The following is a 22,125-nucleotide window of genomic DNA, read 5'->3' as shown; positions in this document are numbered from 1 at the left end:
GCATGACTCAAGACAACCAAGGCAAGACTCCACCTAATAGTGAGCAAAAAACGGATACTAAACAGGTCAATAAGCCCAACACGGCTAAGCAAACTGAACAAATTAAACGAGATAAAAAAGCAAAGGTTGCGGCCAATAAAATTGACGTTGAAGCCAAAAAACTCCTAGCAAAAGAAGTTCGAGATACCCCACAAACAACTGTAGGTATTAATCAGGATCTTGTTGCCGATAAATCGGTTAGCTCTTCACTGGCGCATGGTAAAACAAAACCAAACTTACCCTCTGATCAAATCCCACAGAGTGTTGAATCGCCAGTAACCAATCAAACCACCGAAGCGACAAAGACTAACACTGCCACTCGCCAAATTGCATCGTCAGAACAGTCAGATGACGCTTTAGAGGTTACCCAAGCAACGCCTGAAAATAAACTAATCAAAGAGACAGGTTCAACCGAAACAACAGGAATTGGCAATGCTGAGCCGTTTAAAGCAGGCAATACTGCAACAGAAGATATCAGTCAATTTCGAGCAGCCCAAGCGAATATTACTCAGAAGAATGATCAGCAGCCCGATCAAGATTCAACTACTCCCAACCCTACAACGTACGCCCAAGTCACTCAGCCAACGCCACTCCATCCAGGATCACAAACTCCAAGTACCCATGGCCAACCACCAATTACTGGCACTGGCACTGGCACTGGCACTGGCACTGGCACTGGCACTGGCACTGGCACTGGCACTGGCACTGGCACTGGCACTGGCACTGGCACTGGCACTCATGAAAAGCCACTTACGGTAGATGGTCAACAGCAAATTCCACAAGTCAAAGAAGATGGCTCAACAGATACGGCTCAAGGTATGTTGAGTGCTCATGGTGATAATAGCCAAACAGTGACTTGGTCATCAGCAAAAAACCAAGGTCAATTTGGCAGTTTGCAAATCAATGCTGCCACTGGGCAATGGCAATACCATCTCGATAACTCGTCAGTTAATACCAACTCATTGAGTGAGGGCGAAAGACACACTGAACAATTTGTCGTGACTGCAACAGACAAAGAAGGTCATCAAGTCGATAGTCTGGTAATCATCAATGTAGAAGGTACTAATGATCTCCCAACCGTAACCGGTAACCATCACGGCTCGCTCAATGAACAAGGCACTCTTGACTCTGTCGTAGGTCAATTGGTGGCCACCGATGTTGACCATAATGACAATGCAAGCTGGTCAATTTTAAATGGACAAGGTCAATTCGGACAATTAACGATTAATCCAAACACAGGCCAATGGCTATATCGATTAGACAACCAGTCAGCCAGCACTCAAGCATTGAATCAAGGCGACAAAGCGACAGAACAATTCATCGTCAATGTCACCGACAGCTCTGGTCAAAGTGTTAGCCAGCAAGTCACTATTGATATCCATGGCAGCAACCAGATTGCGCAAATTCAAGGGGTAGACAGTGCCAGTCTCACTGAAGATCGCCACCAAGATAGCCAAGGTATGCTGCATACCCAAGGGCAGCTTACTGTTACCGACCCTGACTCAGGTGAAAACCAATTTACGGCGAGTATGCTACAAGGACAATTTGGTCAGCTCAGTATCGATTCCAGTGGCTATTGGACATACACTGCTGACAATTTACAGACGGCAATTCAAGAGCTAAAGACAGGCGAGTCACTGACTGATACCTTATTCGTTCGAACAATAGACGGTACCGAGCAACAGGTTACCATCACGATTAATGGTACTGATGACAAAGCTGTAATCGCAAACATCATCTACTCTTCAGGTAATGCCAATACGTTAACAGCACCAACACCGGGGGGAGAAACTTTCGCTTTCCTGAAAGAAGATTACGACCTCAATCAAGGTGATTTACACGTCGAGGGGATGCTTTCTGTTGCTGACTTAGATAAAAATCAAGCTCACTTCATAGGCAATACTGTGCAAGGTCAGTTTGGTACTTTATCAATTAACGAGCAAGGTCACTGGGCCTATGCAGCCGATAACTCCCAAACTGTGATTCAAGGATTGAAAACAGGTGAATCATTAACTGACACTTTGATCGTTCACTCCGCAGACGGTACCGACCATAAAATTATTGTGTCTATTAGTGGCACTGATGACAAAGCTATTATCTCTGGTACAGCAACGGCCTCACTCATTGAAGATAAAGACGTTCACTCGGGATTATTAAGGGTCGATGGTGCGTTGACCATTACTGATAGTGATAACGGCCAAGCACAATTTAACGCCGAACCGATTCAAGGCCAGTTTGGTACCTTGAGTATCAACAATTTAGGCCATTGGGTTTACACCGCTGATAACTCACAAGCGACCATTCAAGGTCTAAAAACGGGTGAATCATTAACTGACACATTGCTGGTGCATTCCGTCGATGGCACTGAACAACAAGTCACCGTCACCATTAACGGTACTGACGATAAAGCCGTGATTGCGGGCGCTGCAACGGCCAGCCTCACCGAAGATAAAGATGTTCACTCGGGATTATTAAGGGTAGATGGTGCGTTAACCATTACTGATAGTGATAACGGCCAAGCACAATTTAACGCCGAACCGATTCAAGGCCAGTTTGGTACCTTGAGTATCAACAATTTAGGCCATTGGGTTTACACCGCTGATAACTCACAAGCGACCATTCAAGGTCTAAAAACGGGTGAATCATTAACTGACACATTGCTGGTGCATTCCGTCGATGGCACTGAACAACAAGTCACCGTCACCATTAACGGTACTGACGATAAAGCCGTGATTGCTGGCACTTCAACAGCAACACTCACTGAAGATAAAGACGTTCACTCGGGATTATTAAGGGTCGATGGTGCATTGACTGTGACCGATGTTGATAGTGGTCAAAATCAATTCCAAGCGGCATCACTGCAAGGCCAGTTTGGTCAACTGAGTATCAATGAGTTGGGTCATTGGGTTTATACTGCTGATAACTCCCAACTGGCTGTTCAAAGTCTTAATTCTGGTGAGTCACTCACCGATACCTTCATCGTTCACAGCATTGATGGTACATCACAAAAAGTCACCGTCACCATTAACGGTAGTGAAGATAAAGCAGTGATTGCAGGCACTTCAACTGCAACACTCACTGAAGATAAAGACGTTCACTCAGGATTATTAAGGGTTGATGGTGCGTTAACCATTACTGATAGTGATAACGGCCAAAACCAATTTGTTGCCGATAGCTATCAAGGTAATTACGGCTACTTATCGATTAATCAGCTTGGCCATTGGGTCTATACTGCTAATAATAACAGCGCCGCCATTCAAGGCTTAAAAGCTGGGACCACGCTAACTGAAACATTATATGTGCATGCGATTGATGGCACAGAGAAAGTTCTTAAGATAAATATTAATGGAACCGAAGATAAAGCCCTCATCAGTGGTGTATCAAGCGTTTCACTTGTTGAAGATAAAAACCTACACGCTGGCTTTTTACATGCAGACGGTATGTTGGCAGTAAAAGATGCTGATATTGGAGATAACCAGTTTCAGGCCAATGCTTCACAAGGTTTATTTGGCGAATTAACCATCAATAATAATGGTCATTGGACTTATACCGCTGATAATAATCAACCTGCAATTAATCAACTCAAAACAGGTGAGTCGTTAATTGATACGATAGTTGTTAAATCTATCGATGGCAGCGAACATCAAATAAAAGTCATCATCAAAGGTCAAGATGATAAAGCAGTTATCTCAGGTTCATCCACATTAGATGTCACTGAAGATAAAAACCTTTTCCAAGGACAGTTGAGAGCAGATGGTCAGCTAAATGTTTTAGATCCCGACTTAGGTGAAGCCCAATTTATCGCTGGTACTCTCACTGGTCAGTATGGCCATTTTACTATCGACCCTTCTGGCGCTTGGACATACACCTCAAACAACAAACAAGCGGCAATACAATCTCTTAATGCAGGGCATGAAATTACCGATACGGTGATAATCAAAACTGCTGATGGCACCGAACAAACTCTCTGTGTTCATATTCATGGTACCAATGATAATGCAGTTATTTCAGGCACAAATACTGGGGTAATTTCAAATGCTTCTGGCGCACCAAATATTTTGTACGCTAATGGTCAACTTCACATCACTGATGTTGATACAGGAGAAGCACATTTTCAATCACAAGTAATAGCAGGTGCTTATGGGAGCTTTTTAACGATTAAGCCAAATGGTGAATGGCAATATGCAGTCGATCATTACAATGCTAATGTGATCAAGTTACCCCATGGGCAGCAGCTAACCGAAAGCTTTACCGTAAAATCCTTAGACGGTACCGAGCATACTATCTCAACCACCATTGTCGGTGATAACACGCCAGCGATCATCACAGGTACTGATGTTGCGCTATTTAAAGAAGACGGCACTAAACAAACAGCGACAGGACAATTGAACATTCTCGACCCTAATACTGGCGATGAGCATTTCAAGCCTGAAACGCTACAAGGCAAATATGGCGAATTACACATCGACGACAAAGGGCTATGGCATTATGCGCTCAATAATCAAGGTGTAGCAGTTCAAAGTCTTAAAAGTGGCGAAACCGTTGATGACTTGTTCTTTATTAAAGGTCACGATGGCACTCCACATGGTATTCAAATACAAATACTTGGAACCAATGACTTAGCCAATATAAATGGGGTAGATGCGGGTGTTGTCGTTGAAGACAAACTGAGTTCAGGCCTACTGATAACCAAAGGTCAATTGACCATTACCGATATAGATAATGGCCAAGATTTATTCCCTTCAGGACTACAGCAAGGGCAATTCGGTCAACTTGTTATCAGTAATAATGGTCAATGGCAGTACATTGCTAACAACAATCAACCTCAGATACAGCAACTGTCTCAAACAGAAGCGCTTAAAGAAGTATTCGTGGTCCACTCAATTGATGGCACCAGCCACAAAATTGAAGTCAATATACATGGCAGCAATGACATCGCTAAGATCACCGGCGATACCTCTGCAGTGCTTCAAGAAGACATTCATAGCCACCGAGGAAATCTAGTCGCACAAGGCCAGCTAGTCGCCACTGATATCGATCACGGTGAATCCCAATTTATTGTGGATGTTAATCACGCTGCTTACGGTCAATTTTCAATAAATAATGACGGCCATTGGCAATACGTTGTTGATAATAATAGCCCTAATATTCAGGCGCTCACCAGCAAAGATGCGCTCACAGATACCATCATCGTCCGCACCGTAGATGGCACAGAAAAATCCATTACAGTTACAATTAATGGCAGTGATGATAAAGCGATTATTGGTGGCGTTGATACTGGTGATGTCACCGAAGGCACCGCAGGGCTTGATATGTCACCAGATCAAGCTCAACCAGGTATGAGCCTTCTTGGACGCAGTCCGCTTTATGTCAGTGGTGCACTGACCATTACCGATCTTGATGCAGGTGAGGCAACCTTTGACTCTCGCGGCCTAGGATTTAATTATGCCGGTAAATACGGTGACTTAATGCTGCGAGAAGATGGAACATGGTCATATTATGCAGATGCTGGCAACATCCGAATTAAAGGTGGACATGCGACTAATAGAGGCACAGCAATTGATCAACTTGGTAAAGGAGAAACACTCACCGACACAGTAACTATCTATTCAAAAGATGGTACAGCTCACGATATAGTGATCACCATTCACGGTAGTAATGATCGCCCTTACTGTTCATCTGAGGTGACTCTCAATGCTGGCACAGAAGATACTCGCCAAACCATCACTGCAGCACAACTCCTATCCAATACAATTGATGTCGATAATAATGACGCAGGACAACTGACCATTGAGAATCTGCATGCAGACCATGGCTCAATTAAACACAATCAAGACGGTAGCTTTTCATTCACACCGGAAAAAGACTATAACGGCCAAGTACATTTCACCTATGACGTCTTAGATGCTCATGGAGGTACCACCCACACCAGCGCAACGACAGTATTAACGGCAGTTCAAGATAGCGCAGTTATCACAGAAGTTAATACAGGTAGCATCATTGAAGACGGGCCTCATGGCAGCAATACTAATGGCACAGTAAATGAGATAGCCACAGGTACACTGAATGTTACAGACCCAGATAGTGGTGAAAACGCGTTTAGATACAGTCAATTTGGAGAAACAAAAATTCATGACCCGTTTGGTGGTCAGCTACGCATTGACAGTGCTGGTAGTTGGGCCTACTGCGTTGATAACGCCAACCTGCAGCATCTAGCACAAGGTCAAACTGAAGTTGTTATATATCGCGTACATAGTAAAGATGGTACACCCTACGATCTTCATATTAATGTCACGGGGACTAATGATGCACCCACTGTAAACCAAGTGCATCTAACCAATGGTACTGAAGATGTCAGTTATCAAATGCAGGCAAGCCAGTTTGGTTTTAGCGATGTTGATTCAGGCGACACACTTCATTCTATAAGCTTAACCAATCTGCCGAGTTTAGCGGAAGGTAAATTTGTACTTGATGGACATGATGTATCAGTAAATCAGATTATCGATGTTGGAGATATCAGTAAGCTTCAATTTATTCCCGCTAAAGATTTTAACGGTGACGTGCAATTTAAATTTACTGTTAACGATGGCATTACGAATTCAACAGAATCAACCAATAATCTGTATTTTGCACCAGTAAACGATGCCCCAATTGTCGCTTCTGCTATTACCGATTCGGTTACCGAAGATCTGCTTAACGTTCACCAAGTAAACTTACTCGCTGGCGCCAGCGATCCTGATGGTGATAGCCTAACCCTGACTCATATCGAGTATCAAATTGAAGGACAATCAAAGACTGCTCTGGCACCAAACGGCCTATACCTTGGTGCTGATGGCCATACACTCAATATCGATGCCACAAGCCAAAGCTTTCAACATTTAGCTCAAGGACAAACACAAAACATAGTTGTCTCTTATAACATATCAGATGGCAAAGGCGGCAGCGTACAACAAACCAGCACCTTAACAGTGACCGGGAGCAATGACGCCCCTACTGTCAGCTCCCCGATAACAAGCTCAGTAACGGAAGGTCAGCTTAGCGTCCACCAGATAAGTTTGCTAACAGGAGCAAGCGATATTGATGGTGACAATCTAAATTTGTCTAATATTGAATATCAGATTGAAGGGCAACTCAAAACTGCAACAGCGCCAACTGGCTTATACCTTGGTACCGATGGTCATACGTTAAATATCGATGCAACAAGTCAAACTTTTCAACACTTAGCTCAAGGGCAAACACAAAATATTATTGTCTCTTACACCATATCAGATGGCAAAGGCGGCAGTGTACAACAAACTACAACTATTACAGTTTCAGGCACTAACGATGCCCCAATTGTCGCTTCTGCTGTTACTGATTCGGTTACAGAAGATCAGCTTAACGTTCACCAAATAAATTTACTCGCAGGAGCCAGCGATCCTGATGGTGATAGCCTAACCCTGACTCATATCGAGTATCAGATTGAAGGACAATCAAAGACTGCTCTGGCACCAAACGGCTTATACCTTGGTACTGATGGCCATACACTCAATATCGATGCGACTAGCCAAAGCTTTCAGCATTTAGCTCAAGGGCAAACACAAAACATAGTTGTCTCTTATAACATATCAGATGGTAAAGGCGGCAGCGTACAACAAACCACCACCTTAACAGTGACCGGGAGCAATGACGCCCCTACTGTCACCATGCAAACTCTTAACCATGGTACTGAAGATGTCAGTTACCAAATGCAGGCAAGCCAGTTTGGTTTTAGCGATGTTGATTCAGGCGACACACTTCATTCTATAAGCTTAACCAATCTGCCGAGTTTAGCGGAAGGTAAATTTGTACTTGATGGTCATGATGTATCAGTAAATCAGATTATCGATGTTGGAGATATCAGTAAGCTTCAATTTATCCCAGCTAAAGATTTTCATGGCGATGTTCATTTCAGTTACACCGTAAACGATGGCCATGTCGATTCAGCCCCTGCAACAGGCTCTTTAAATATTGCTTCAGTTGAAGATCTATTGATCGATAGTGGAGTTCGTGACTTAGGTGTAACGGATGAAGATACCTCCACCCACTTTACAGAAGCACAATTATTGGAACATTTATCTGATGTTGATGGCCCATTGCATGTCAGTGGCTTACCGACATCGGCACATGGTGCAGTCACAGCAAATGCTTCTGGAGGATATGATTTTACTCCAAACCCTAATTACCATGGCCCTGCTGAAATTGACTATAAAGTCACTGATGGCTCGACTGAATATGCTAAAACCGCTCAACTATCTGTAACCCCAATCACTGATACTGCACAAGTCGGCCTTAGCATGACAGCCCAACAACAAGTGATGCAGTTAGGTACAGATGGTTCAGCATCTGTAATGAACAATGGGGTGTTACAAACCGGCGACCAAATCAATAGTGTCGCAGTCGAGTTTAATGTTATCGGCGGCCCACAAGTCACATCGGGCTCAACACATGGAGCCACCTACTTTAGTTATGCCAATAGTGAATCAGATAATGAAATGTATGCTTGGAAACCAACCAATTTAACTATTGCGATCCATGGCACTGAATACGCTACAGGCATTGATACAACTCAAGATACTGCAACTCACCGCTATTCAATTTTATGGGATTCGAATACAGGGGTACTGCAGGTATTAGTGGATGGTGACGTTAAGTTTACTCATACAAATGTCCATAAAGGCCAACCAATGAATGGTCATGGCACTCTGGCTATTGGACAAGATCAGGATGTGGTGAATGGTCAGAAATTTGTGCTTGAGGATGGCTCACATAAATCCCATGGTTTTGGTGTTAATGACGCATTTCATGGTCAGATTTTTAGTACATCAATGGTGACGAATCACCCTGTAGTCCCCGCTTCTCTTCAACATGCTCCTCTAGCGAATACGGTTGATAGAGATAATGGTCTTGTTATTGATATGAGAATGTCAGCTTCAGGGCAGTTAGTTGATATGACTGGACACCATCAGCTAACCTCTTTTGGATCGTTAACCTCACATACTGTGTCAGTTGATACAGGAGTCGCTATTCCTAATAGTGATTCTTTACTGAATCTTAGCCCTCAAATTGTCGACCCCGTTGATCCCGATGACCATATTTCTAAGGTGGAATTACTAGGATTGATTTCAGGCACAGTCATCACCGATGGTACTCCTGGGCACAATCATGTTGTTTCATCAATGACGGATGCTCTCAATATTCAGGGCTGGGATTTGGATCATCTTACCGCGCAGTTACCTGGAGGCAATAATCATAACATGGACATTATTGTTCGTGTGGAGACTACCGGACCAGATGGCGCCACCTCAACCACAGAAGCACACCAGCCTTTAGTGCTTGATCCTACTAAACCGATTCCCAATGCCGTAATTAGCGGCGATGATAATAAGACAACCGATGAAGACACGTCGATACCAGGACAGCTATTAATTACCGATACCGATGCCGCACAAGCGCATTTTGATACTACGCCTATTGATGGCAAGTATGGCCATTTAACGATTGATACAGACGGCCATTGGACTTATACACCAAATGCTACAGCCAATGCCTTAAATAAAACTGATCATGTACAAGATACGTTAATTGTTACCTCACTTGATGGCACCCAGCATCAAATTATCGTTAACATTGATGGCCGTGACGATAACCCTGTTGTTACTGAACTCGCAGCTCCTAAAACCGTTATTGAAGACGGCGGACATGACCACGTTCGCACTTCAGGAATGCTAAGTATTAGCGATCCAGATACAGGCGACACCCATAGCATTACTGAACAAACCGATGTACTAGGCACCTATGGACATTTTTCAATTGCGGCGAATGGCGGCTGGCATTACGAACTTGATAATGCTTTACCTGCAACTCAAGCCTTAACCGAAGGGCAACACGTTACCGAAACATTTAATGTAGTCGTTACCGATAATGAAGGTGGGCAAACAACTCACACCATGCACTTTGACGTACAAGGTAGCAATGAAGCGCCAACTATTGCAGCAAGCACAATTTCAGCTAATGAAGATACAGACTATCACTTTACAGAGGCAGATTTTGGTTTTACTGACAGTGATGGTGGCTCATTAGATCACTTAACGATTACGGAGCTACCACCTAAATCTCAGGGAGAATTAAGCTTAAATGGTCACGCTATAACGGCTAACCAACAAATCAGTAATGCGGACATTCCAAATTTAGTGTTTACGCCAAATCTTAACTTTAATGGAAATGTAAACTTTAAATATAGTGTTAGCGATGGCCATGATAGTTCAGCAGAAGCTCAGGCAACTATTGATGTTGCTTCTAGAAATGATGCACCAACGATAACGCCAAACTCACTGAGCGGTACAGAAGATAATACTTATAGCTTCAACGAAGCTGATTTTGGTTTTACCGATGTCGATAATGGCGATACTCTAAATCACATTACTATTACCGATTTACCAGATATTGCAGACGGTAAACTTACTTTAAATGGTGTAGAAGTTACAACCAATCAACAAATTTCAGCCACTGACATAGGTCAACTTAAGTTTGAACCAAGCGCCAACTTCCATGGTGATGTAGACTTTGCTTATTCAGTCAATGATGGTCATGTGGACTCAGCACCAGCCAGAGCATCAATACATATCGCTTCAGTTGACGATCCATTAATCGATAGCGGTATGCGTGATTTAGGTACAACGGATGAAGATACCACCACACATTTTACAGACGCGCAATTACTCGCAAACTTATCAGATGCCGATGGTGCGTTACATATAAGCGGCGTGCCGACATCAACTCATGGCACAGTAACAGCGAATGCATCAGGAGGGTATGACTTTACCCCGAATGCAAATTACCATGGACCAGCTGAAATTGACTATAAAGTCAGTGACGGAACGACCGAGTACGCCCAAACGGCTCATTTAAGTGTGAGCTCAGTTACAGATGCAGCAACGACTTCCTTGTCTGCAGAAGTTCAACGTACAGCATTTGGCCTAACCTCATCATCTGACCATGGATATATCAAGCCACATGGCGATCAAATTGAATCGGGTGGTGATTTACACGCTTTTACGGCTGAATTCACTTATATCCATGATCCCAAAATCACCATTGGTACTTACCAAGATTTTGTTATGTTTCATGGGGTTAAACCTGATGGCACGCCTGATATGGATGGCGTTAATTTCGGCATGTGGACCTTTGGCGGTAATTTGAAGTTTACCAGTTCACATATCAGTGGTGATAACGGCAACCCTGGAGTCAATTTTAATGATGGTCAAGATCATCGTATAACCATGACATGGGATGGTAAAACAGATACCGCTCTACTTTATGATAACGGTGTTTTAAAAGTTACGGTTCATGGTTTTGCAGGAAGTGATCACATTGCGGCAAATCCATTTTTAAATGTAGGCAGTAAATACGTTCCGGGGCATTTTGCAGGACAAGATAAATTTCCAGGACGATTGCTCTCAACTAGTTTTGCCTCGCAAGCACTTACACCAGAACAAATTCAACATGGCCCAGTCTATGAGTCTGTTAGTAAAAATAATGGTCTATTAATCGACATTCGATCCGACAGTCATGGCCTTATATCAGACCAAACAGGTCACCATCAGCTTGATATTGCTGACTTACATACGTTTACAGGTGAAATGGTCAATACTGGCTCAACGGCTTTAGCGCCAGGCGATGTATTACATATGCACCTGTCAGTAGCGGCTCCTATAGATCATGACGATGTTCTCAGCAAGATAGAGATATTGGGACTTGCGAAAGGCACGATTCTTAGCGATGGTCATCATAGTTTAACGATTGGCTCAGCGGTGCAACATGCGGATGTTACCGGTTGGGATTTAGATAAAGTGACAGCAACATTACCTGCTCATGGCGATCAGAACATGTTAATGCAATTAGTCGCTACCACAACAGGGCCAGATGGAGTAAGTGCAACCGATAGTGCAAAACTGCCAATAATATTAGATGTTAATTCCCCGGTTCCTGATGCTGTTATTAGCAGAGATGAACAACTAGTAACAGATGAAACCTCTACTGTTTCTGGCCAACTAATTATTACAGATACAGATCCATCGCAAGCACACTTTATTGCTGAAGTGATACCAAGTGCACATGGTCAATTTACGGTTAAAGCAGACGGAAGCTGGGAGTTCACCCCAAGCAAGGTTGCAGAAACATTGACTCAAAACCATAACGCCACCGATATCGTTACCGTAAAAACTCTTGATGGAACAGAGCAACAATTGAGTGTAACACTCATTGGTAGCGACACCGCCCCAACCACCGTCACCACCGATTTAGGCAAGGTTGAGTCTGGCCACTCCCACGACTTCCAAGCAACAGACTTACTTGCTAATGTTACCGATGTCGATACCAGTGCCGCGGGATTATCGATTGTGGCAGGCTCACTATCCTCCCCCCATGGAATTATTTCAACTAATCCAGATGATAGCTTTACAGCCAATGCCGACGGGAGTTTTAGTTTTATACCTAATCCAGGCTTTGTTGGTAATGATTTAGCCATTAGTTTCAAAATCAGCGATGGTCATAACACGATTGATGCCAACGCCATAATTGATGTCACGCCGCCTCTGGCAATTACCCGGTTAGAATATGATACCGGTGTCAGTGATAATGACTTTGTTACCAGTGACGGCCATATTATCTTATATGGTACTGGCGAGCCCGGTAGCACTATCATGGGAAGTGGGCTTCTCAGCCACTCGAAAGCAATTGTCGATGCAAATGGTCATTGGAAATTGGATGTTAGCGCAACAGATCGCGCCGATGGCACTTATACGCTAACCGTAATTGAAGTAAAAGCTGACGGCAGCTATGCCCAGGCCCATCATCAAATCACTATAGATACTGCTAAACCCACGCTGTCTATCGACCCTATATCTAATGACGATTGGGTCAACCATCATGACCACCAGCAGGATTTAACCATAACAGGCGCCACAACCCATGTGGCAGATGGCAATTCCATTGATGTGATTGTCGCAGGTACGCACTATAGCGCCAGCGTTAATAATAACCATTGGCAATTGACCATTCCGGCTAGTCAAGTTGCCAATATTGGCGACAACGCCTATCAAGTTCATGCTGAGGTTATCGCGACCGCAACTGGCGACACAGCTCAAGTTCAACGCCAGCTAGTGGTATCTGCCGATTTAAGCACTCTGGTACAAACTCAGGCCGTCGAGGAAGACAGTAAGACTACTGCGACTGGAACGTTATTTGCTGTTGGCGCCAGTGAAACCGTGACTACTACCGGAGTGCTACAAGGCAACTATGGCACCTTACACATGAACGCCGATGGTAGCTATCACTACACATTGGACAATAACACAGCTGCGATTCAGCAAATGGGGCAAACCGATAGCCATGCAGATAACTTTTTCATCAGTTACACCAATAACCATGGCGACACCAAGCATGCCGTGGTCAATATTGGTATTCATGGCACCAACGACGCCCCTCTATTAACAGGCACCTTTGAAATATCCCGTTCAATTACCACGGGCTCAATGACCAACACTCACTCTTATGGCTATATCAATATTGATGACATTGATAACGCTGACAACCTCAACGTCGAGTACATAGATAATCAAGGTGGTCACCATCAATTGGATTTCACGCCAGGCAACCGCAATAAAATTGATGTAAAGGGCATTGGTTACTTTAATATTGATGCCGACGGTCGCTGGGACTTTACCTTTAGCCACAGTGGTCCAGAGCGTGACAAGCTTGATCAAGAAGTGGCTGCAGGTAAAATTCATACCGAAACCGTCACCCTCAAAGTTACCGATAGCAGCGGTGAGAGCCGAGAAGAATACTTAACAGTACACATTGGTGACGGTAAAACCGGGCCGCAAATTTTCGGCGCGTCCGAGTCTGTCGTCACCGAAGATAAAGTCACACGCTCGCACGGTTTACTCGATTTATTAGTTGGTGATGTCAAAGTCGCCAGCGGTGTCACCTGGGCATTGCAAGCTGGAACACGTCCGCAATACGGTGACCTAACCTTAAGTAGCGATGGCAGTTGGCAATATCAGGCCCACAACGATTCGGCTCCTGTGCAGGCCTTAGCTCAGGGTGAGCGACTTGAAGAAACAATAATGGTGACCGCTACCGACTCTCTCGGTCACAGCGTAGACCAAACAATGAAGTTAGTGATCATCGGTACTAATGATGTACCTGTTGTTGGCCATGCCCTTGCTAATACGGTTGTTGAAGATCATCTGCTCACTCTGAGTAAAGCTGATTTACTTGCTAACGTTCACGATACAGACGCTAAAGATGTGCTTGATGTAAGCCATTTATCAATAGTCGGTGGTGGTACTATTACCCAACAAGGTGACCATTGGGTTATTAATCCAGGGGTAAATTATAATGGGGAATTACGCTTAAATTATACGGTGACCGATGGTCATGTCGCGATAGAAAACAGTATGGCAATTCATGTGTCGCCTGATGCCGATACTCCTACCATGATATTTACTAAGCATGTCGGAGATTTAACTTCGCCACTCGATACTATGGCGATTTCGGGTAATGAAAATACTGATTTAGCGCTTAATATTAACGTATCCAGTCCTGATATAAATGAAACACTCACAGTTGAAATCACAGGCGTTCCACCAGGGGCTTCGCTATCTGCGGGGACTGAAAATAACGGTATATGGACACTACAACAAAGCGAATTAACTAACCTCAAAGTTATTCCTGAAGCTGACTTCCATGGTCATTTTGATTTGACGATTAGCGCCACGTCCCATGATGGCAGCTCAACCAACTCTGCAAGCCAAGTGATTGCAGTGGAAGTTATCCCTGCATCGACATTTACTCCAGCGCCAGTATCACAAAGCGATGAACCAGATACGCTAAATCAAAGTGATGATATCGACGTTAGTTTAGTCATTGACAGTACCGATAGTCTAGCCGCACCAGCCCCCATAGATCATTACTTACAGATGGTTGGATTAAGCCATGATGAGATTAAACCTGATACTGGCATTCCAGACCTAGCGGGGTTGCCAACAATGCATGGGCTTAACACTGCTGATCCACAAACAGACATGCTTGATACTGTTGAGGTCGATGCATTTGAAAACCCATTAGATGACGAGCATAAAGAACACCCGCAACATGTAGATCATGATGCTGCCAGCGTAATTGATACGCCAACAGAGCAAAGTGACATTAATCAAGATAACGATGATGACATGCTACACCAAGCATTAAACGATATGCATAATCAGTTTTAGGTGTGGCAAATATCTAATACGGTAAACATGGACGTGACTTTAATGTATAAAACGCCTTTAACACCTTGTATTCCTGTGCAATGTGTTAAGGGCATTTATAATTGTATTTTCTTTACAACACCTTACTATAACTAATCACGCCATAGCCGTGCCAGTCGTCCACATCAGATTTGTACTCTTTGCTGTAAAAGTCGAAGCTCCAGCGCACCGACCAAGTGGGAAAAGCCCAAATGACACCCAGGCTTGCTTGAGCTTGCTGGTTGTTAATTTCAATCGACGATTCATAGGGAAGATCACCTTCAATCGTTAAGTCATTAAAGCGGTATCCAGCCTGCATTCTGGAATAAGCCATCCAGCTTCCATATTGATTAGCTGAAGAAGTAAAATCGCCAAAGTGTCCTGCTTGGCTAGATAACTGACCAAATGTTTGGCTTAGCTCATCGCCCCAACGGACAGTTAACCCAAGGCTAGATTGAGAACGAAAGTTACCTGCCATGGTATGGTTAAATACACTCACATCCCATTGGCTATTTTCGAATGCTTGCTGACGAAACAACAATGCCTCCACCTCGTAAGCAACTTGCAACGTCAACTGATTTTCAATCTGGTAATCCCAGCCTTCAGGCGTCGTCGATGAGGTAATTTTATGTACAAAAGATTGCATGTACTCTGCGCCAGATGCAGGGCCAACAACGCCCAAACTCAGCCAGTTTTTTTTGTGCAAGGCTTGAACTAAACACACCGGTATAACTTTCTAACTCTAAAAAGCCAGCATAAGGCCTTTCTTCAGGTTGAGGAAAGTCATAAGCGATTTCAGTAGGCGTCCACATTCGGCTAAAAAGCTTTGCCCCACGGTGAACTTGCTGGCTTTGTTGCGGAAATAATAAAGCTGATTGCCATTGAAAAGCTGTAGAAGCAGAGGAGAAATCTTGCTCAGGTGTTGCATGCCACCCCAGTAAAATACCACTAGAGCAATCACCATCTGAACCAATAATCACATCATTATCAAAACTAAAATAAATCTGCTCAGCTGAGGCTTGCGAGGCTACACAGATTAATGACATGACAGCCAATACTGATAGTGGAACAGGTAATCCCTTTAAGTGATGTTGACTCAAATTAACCTCTTTCAGTTCAGTATGTGAATAGCACCAGATAATTCAGTTTAACCGAACATCAGCATCACACAACGTCCTTTGAAATAAAGACTTAATTCAAATAATAGCCATTACTTACTCGCTACCAGCAAATTACAATTAGGCACTTTTGCTTATCTCATTCGACACCAGTAACTGAACACTAGCAAACCTCTTAAAATGTATCCCAATATTAACCACTAACGCTGGGAATACATCAATTATCGTTTTTATCAAAACCCATCTAGCTAAAATAAAACCCAATCATCAGACATTCTGATAGGCATTAAAAAAGTCTTTTGCTTCTAGCGGTTTAGAGAAAAAATAACCTTGAACTAAATCCACGCCCTGTACTTTCAAATAGCTAATTTGAGACTCAGTTTCCACCCCTTCAGCAATGACGCTCAAGCCCGACTTTTTGGCAAAAGAGATAATTGCATCTAAGGTTTTCTCATTAAAGTTATCTTTTACACCAATGGTATCGATAAAAGCTTTATCAATTTTAAGGGTACTGATACCTAGGTTTTGCACATAACTAAAACCGCCATATCCCATTCCGGCATCATCAAGCTTTAAATCAACGTCAATGGCATAAAATTTATCTAGCATAGCGCGGGCTTTAGCTAAGTCTGTAATGGGTTGCCGCTCAGTGATTTCTAGCGAAATCCGATGTTTACCTAGCTTCCCAGACTCTTTAAGCGCCTTAATATACAAGTAAAGTTGATCGCTTTCTAAATGCTCAGGAACAATATTAATACTGATAAATAACGGCTTAACTTGTTCGCCAGCTTGTTCAATATCGTCAGCCATAACATCAAGCATCGAATAGGTCATATCTACAATTAACCCATCAGATTCAGCAAAGGGAATAAATTGGTTTGGTGGGATCAACTCTCCACTTGATTGACGCCAGCGCATTAATACTTCAACACCAACGATTTCATTTTTTTGCGTATCAATAACAGGCTGATAAAAAGGGATAAACTCTTTATGTTTGATAGCACTTTTTATGTGAGCTCGAGTTGAACCATAAGACTGTTTCCAAGACCAATAGCCAATTGATAACGCCAACGCCATCACAAAACTAACCAACGCACTATATAGCCAATTTAACGATTCATACTGAGCAAAAAACTCGTCATTGCCCGACAGGCTAAACTTGGCAATGTAATATTCATTTTTATGAACCACTTCTTCTAAAATGACATGGTCACCTTCAAACTGCTCAAAGCCAAACTCCATTACAGGCACTGCTGCTAACGAATCATAAATGCCATCAATAGTGATGGTGTATTCTAGGCAATCTTCACAATTTACAGGGATAAAATAACGAGGGTTCATTGGCACAATGCTCGCCACATACTGCTTTTTGCCAGATTCGTATGATAAAAATAACTCGTGCACATCTGAGTCAATTTGATTGATAACGGCAAGCTTTAAATCAGGACCAATTCGGTGCCTAACTAACTTCTCTACATGACGGGGCATCACTTGCGAACGACAAACAACTTTTAACTGTTCCATTACAGCAAGCCAGCGAATAAATGTGGAGTTAAATACCGACTTAGTCAGCAAATCTTCATTTTGACTGTCGCAAACATAGGTATCATTAATTGCCGGTAAACTTTTCAGTTCTATTGCAGTATCTTCAATATACATGGTCAATTTTTCAGACAGTATTTGAGCGTCACGCTTAATAAGCATTTCAGCAACTAGCTCATCTAACGCTTTAAAACCAAAAATTAAAACGAAAAAACTCACTATAAATATTGCGCAACATTTCACCCTTTCCATGTGCAATTAGTCCTTTGTAAACGAGCTACTCTTGTTAATTCATCAACAAACCATTTATCAATTTTTACCTAACCCGAACTCAGCATCATAGCCTTCACAATTGACAGACATCATTTGTTGACTGAATGGATCTTCAAATGTCAGAGACTTGGCGATTAAGCGCAGCGGCTTAGTAAAATCATCAGCGGCTTTGGGCTGTAGCCTTGGGTAATTGGTATCGTTTTCTAACGGCATTCCCAATGACATCATGTGCACTCTAAGTTGATGCATTTTTCCCGTTATTGGACTCAGCTCAAACAAGCCTCTTGAGCCATTAACAGCGATTAATCTGATCTCAGAATGCGTATTTGCTTCCCCTTCGGTGATTTTCATCAAAAAGCTCGGCGTTGATCGCACCATACGATTTTTCACAGTCCATTTTAGCGGTAAACTTAACTTCCCTTGCTCATGTCGCGTTAAAAGCTCGGGGGTGAGTTTTGCAATTGCTTGGTACTGTTTATTAATTTTTCCATCAGTAAACAGAGCATGGTAAGCATGTCGAGATTCTGGATTGACAGTCATTAATATTACCCCAGCTGTTGGCCTATCAAGCCGATGAGCAGGAGAAATCGTATCAATACCCGTTGCAATTCTTAAGCGATGGATTAGACACTCATTGACAAAATTACCGCTGGGCGTGACAGGCAAAAAATGAGGCTTAAAGACTAAAATACAGTGCTCATCTTGATGCAATATCTGCTGCTGAAACGGTATTTTTGTTTCGCTCTCAACCTCGCGGTAGTAATACACTCGAGTCGCTGGGCGGTACTTTGTTGTTTGCGTTACAGGTTCGCCATCTGCCCAGTGAACCTTTCCTTCAACAACACGTTTTATCCACACTGATTCTGGAATTTGCTTAAAATGAGAAACTAAAAAAGCCAGCACAGTTTCCGGCGTTGTTTGAGATTGCGGTAAAACAATATATGAAGGTTGTGCGGCTTTGGCAGCATGTTCAGCAGACATGTAAAATACTATATAGCTACATTTTGATACAGTATACCCAACAAAGCCTTATCAGCTAAAGAAAAAACATGTTTTAGCTTATCCGCATTACACATCCACATGAGATTTTAATAATTGCAGTACAAAATCCATGGTCTTATGACAATCTGGCTGCTCAACTAACAGCAGCTTATCTTTATTGTACATAGGTAAGACTTCTAACCAACGCTGACTGACCCATGCAGCATCTTCAAGATGAGTTTGACTGTATAACTCCAGTAAATCTGGATTCACTTCATAAAATTGCTCAAGTGCAGCACTGATGATTTCGAACTCTTCAGCAATGGGTTCATGCTGCCAATTTTGACAAGGTAAGGTTCTAGCTATCCAACTTTGATCGCGTAATTGCGCGCCAGAAAGCACTTTTACTCGTTGACGTCCCTCGACAACAATACTGAGAGAATTGTCTTCAAGTTGATGAAAATCGATGATTTCACATTCGGTTGCTGTTTCGTAGCATGGAGGAAAACTGTTGCTTTTTGACGCAGCTAGCGCTAATCGATAATGGCCTTTGAGCACATTGGCAACCATCAATAATTGATTAGGAGTGACCATCCGTAGCTCTTGACGACCACCTGGCAGAAGCACAGTATCTTGGATGAGTAACGCCATTTCTATCGTTTGCATTGCAACCTCCAAACTACAGCGTTTCACCAATTCCCTATAAGGCTGTTTAAGCCACAGAATGCTGCAGATTCGATAGCTTTCTGCTATCAAGGACCAATAAAAATCAACAAGCTGTCATTCATATCGTGATAATAAAGTGTAGCAGGCAAAATAGAGTTTTCCAGCAAGCGAAGTGGTTATCACACTTTATGATTAGTTGTAATACCGCCTTGTATTGCTTGAGGTTACTGTGTAAATACCACCATCAAGGCAATCGAAAAACTCATCACAAGATTCACAACCTGGTTAATAATTAGACAGGAGATTTTACGAAATAGTTTCATTAGATGATCACAATTTAATGATCGGGATCGTAACGGAAAGTTTAACAAGTTAACACACACTAAAGTGGCTCAATCACATCCATTATTGATTGCTTATCTACAATTGAGGCAAAGATCTCTCCTAGCTGTTCACTGCGTTTCAATGCTTCACGCCAATAGGCAATTCGACTATCACTGCTTAGCTGCTTAAAATCTTCACGGTCTGGGATCTTTGAATAAGGTAGCGACGAGATAAACTCCTGAGAAGGCGTTAATACCAACGCATTGTGATAATGCTGACGTGCTCTTCGCCATTTAAGGGATTTATCAAACCACCCAGGACTCATATGAGGATAAAAATGTGGGTATAAACTTAATCCTTCCGGCTCATTGGTTGGCATATCAAAATGATAGTCGGTAATGCCACCATCATAATATGCTCCATCTGACACACCATTAATTTTATTCACTGGTGCTAATAGCATAGGTATAGAGCCTGTTGCTAACAGTACTTGATTAATATTATTGCGTGTCAGCTGCGCATGCTCGGTAGGGAGATCTGACAACTGAGAAAAAGGCGATTTTACCTGCTGATGGCTGAAAACCACCCGTTCAAAATGCCAACCTAAACTGCGACGGCTCACTGCATTACTTAGCGCTGTCGCCGCCAAACCTAATGCTAACTTCCCCTTTGAACGACTGGCATTTAAGTGCTTGGCTTTACACACCACAAAGTGACTTTGAATCATTCTATTATTAACAATATCAAGGGCACCGTGTTTACCTAAAATACCACCAATAATTCGTTCAACTTGCTCGGTCACTTCTTGTCGGCTAGGAACATGATCATATCGCTGACCAATGTAATGATCTTCGAGGCGTGCATAGGCTGCTAATGGATCTTGCTGTGCTAAACAAGCCAGCCGCCAAGCCCCAGAGGAAGCTCCCATGGTATAAAGTGGCGCTTGTCTATTAGCAAAAAACTCACCAAATAAATATTTATCAAGCCCAGCAACCCCAATCCATTTGGGGCCACCTGATGCAGCAAATAGCTGGCTAAACATAGATGCAGACAAACCATTTTGTTCAATTTGTTGGTAAGCTGTTTTACCGGCGAGTAATCGTAATGCAGTCACGTAGCGTCCTATGAATCAATCCATTTTCCATCGGTTTTTAAGGATGAAACCCATGCAGAGTTTCACACTCCATTGCATCTTAACTAAGTTTGTCAGCAGGTTAAACCATCTCATGGTTGAATTTATTTACGTAACCCTACTGGTTGTAGATAAATCATAGCGCCGACAAAATGAATGAGCGATAATCATGACTCATTCATTTTCAGAGAGTTCACTATGGTTGTCGACAGCCTTGCTCATCACTCGCTATATCACGGCTTAAGTCCAAGATTAGCAAAAGCCTTAACCCATTTAGCAGAAACAGACTTTACTCAAATTGAAGTCGGCACCTACCCGCTTGATGGAAAAGATATTTTTGTGATTGTTAACGACTACCTTACTCAACCGAAAGAAACTGAACCTTTTGAAGTTCATCAACAATATATTGATGTGCAGTTTGTTGTGAGTGGTGAAGAAGAGTTTGGCTATTTGCCCCTTGCCAATCAAACACCGTTGGCGCCTTACCATCAAGAGCATGACTTTACTGAGTTTGATTATGAATCAAATAAAGAAGACGCCGCTTTCATTCCCTTAAAAGCTGGCATGTTTGCCTTATTCTTTCCTGGTGATATGCATATGCCAGGCACTCTGGACACAGAAGTACCAGTAAGAAAAGTCGTCATTAAAGTTAAAATATAAACGGACTTTCTCAAACAAAAAGGCCACATCATCGTGGCCTTATATGTTTAAGGGTAAATCATTCTGATTACGACAC

General features: G+C 42.8%; 8 protein-coding genes. 2 read left to right on the top strand and 6 right to left on the bottom strand.

Going from position 1 to position 22,125, the window contains the following annotated elements:
- Positions 1–2 precede the first annotated feature (2 nt).
- Entirely contained in the window at positions 3–15,335 is a 15,333-nt protein-coding gene (locus SJ2017_RS21385) for a VCBS domain-containing protein (protein ID WP_156003123.1), read from the top strand.
- A gap of 112 nt (positions 15,336–15,447) precedes the next feature.
- On the opposite strand, the gene SJ2017_RS21830 is transcribed toward SJ2017_RS21385, so the two are convergent.
- The 6 genes from SJ2017_RS21830 to SJ2017_RS03120 form a co-directional block, all read right to left on the bottom strand.
- A complete protein-coding gene (locus tag SJ2017_RS21830; RefSeq protein ID WP_276328887.1) occupies positions 15,448–15,999 on the bottom strand; it encodes a lipid A-modifier LpxR family protein in 552 nt (183 codons plus the stop codon).
- Entirely contained in the window at positions 15,980–16,453 is a 474-nt protein-coding gene (locus SJ2017_RS21825; RefSeq protein WP_276328886.1) for a lipid A-modifier LpxR family protein, read from the bottom strand. Before SJ2017_RS21825 ends, SJ2017_RS21830 begins: the two co-directional genes overlap by 20 nt.
- Before the next feature lie 285 nt (positions 16,454–16,738).
- Positions 16,739–18,232: an EAL domain-containing protein gene (locus SJ2017_RS03135; RefSeq protein WP_167692884.1), complete on the bottom strand. Its 1,494-nt coding sequence runs from the start codon at positions 18,230–18,232 to the stop codon at positions 16,739–16,741.
- A 90-nt stretch (positions 18,233–18,322) separates the two neighbouring features.
- On the bottom strand, positions 18,323–19,267 hold the full coding sequence (locus tag SJ2017_RS03130) for a pseudouridine synthase (RefSeq protein ID WP_080914851.1): 945 nt from the start codon (positions 19,265–19,267) through the stop codon (positions 18,323–18,325).
- A gap of 87 nt (positions 19,268–19,354) precedes the next feature.
- Entirely contained in the window at positions 19,355–19,933 is a 579-nt protein-coding gene (locus tag SJ2017_RS03125; protein WP_055022760.1) for an LON peptidase substrate-binding domain-containing protein, read from the bottom strand.
- Positions 19,934–20,315: 382 nt separating this feature from the next.
- Positions 20,316–21,371, bottom strand: coding sequence for an alpha/beta hydrolase (locus SJ2017_RS03120; RefSeq protein ID WP_080914850.1), 1,056 nt, complete (start codon positions 21,369–21,371; stop codon positions 20,316–20,318).
- Positions 21,372–21,587: 216 nt separating this feature from the next.
- On the opposite strand from SJ2017_RS03120, the gene SJ2017_RS03115 reads away from it, so the two are divergent.
- Complete coding sequence (locus SJ2017_RS03115) at positions 21,588–22,049, top strand: NanQ anomerase/TabA/YiaL family protein (RefSeq protein WP_080914849.1); 462 nt, start codon at positions 21,588–21,590, stop codon at positions 22,047–22,049.
- The last annotated feature ends 76 nt before the right edge of the window (positions 22,050–22,125 follow it).

It is taken from the genome of Shewanella japonica (assembly GCF_002075795.1).
GTDB classification, from domain to species: domain Bacteria; phylum Pseudomonadota; class Gammaproteobacteria; order Enterobacterales; family Shewanellaceae; genus Shewanella; species Shewanella japonica.
Note: the sequence above shows the minus strand (reverse complement) of the source record. Positions and strands in the feature narration are given on the sequence as shown.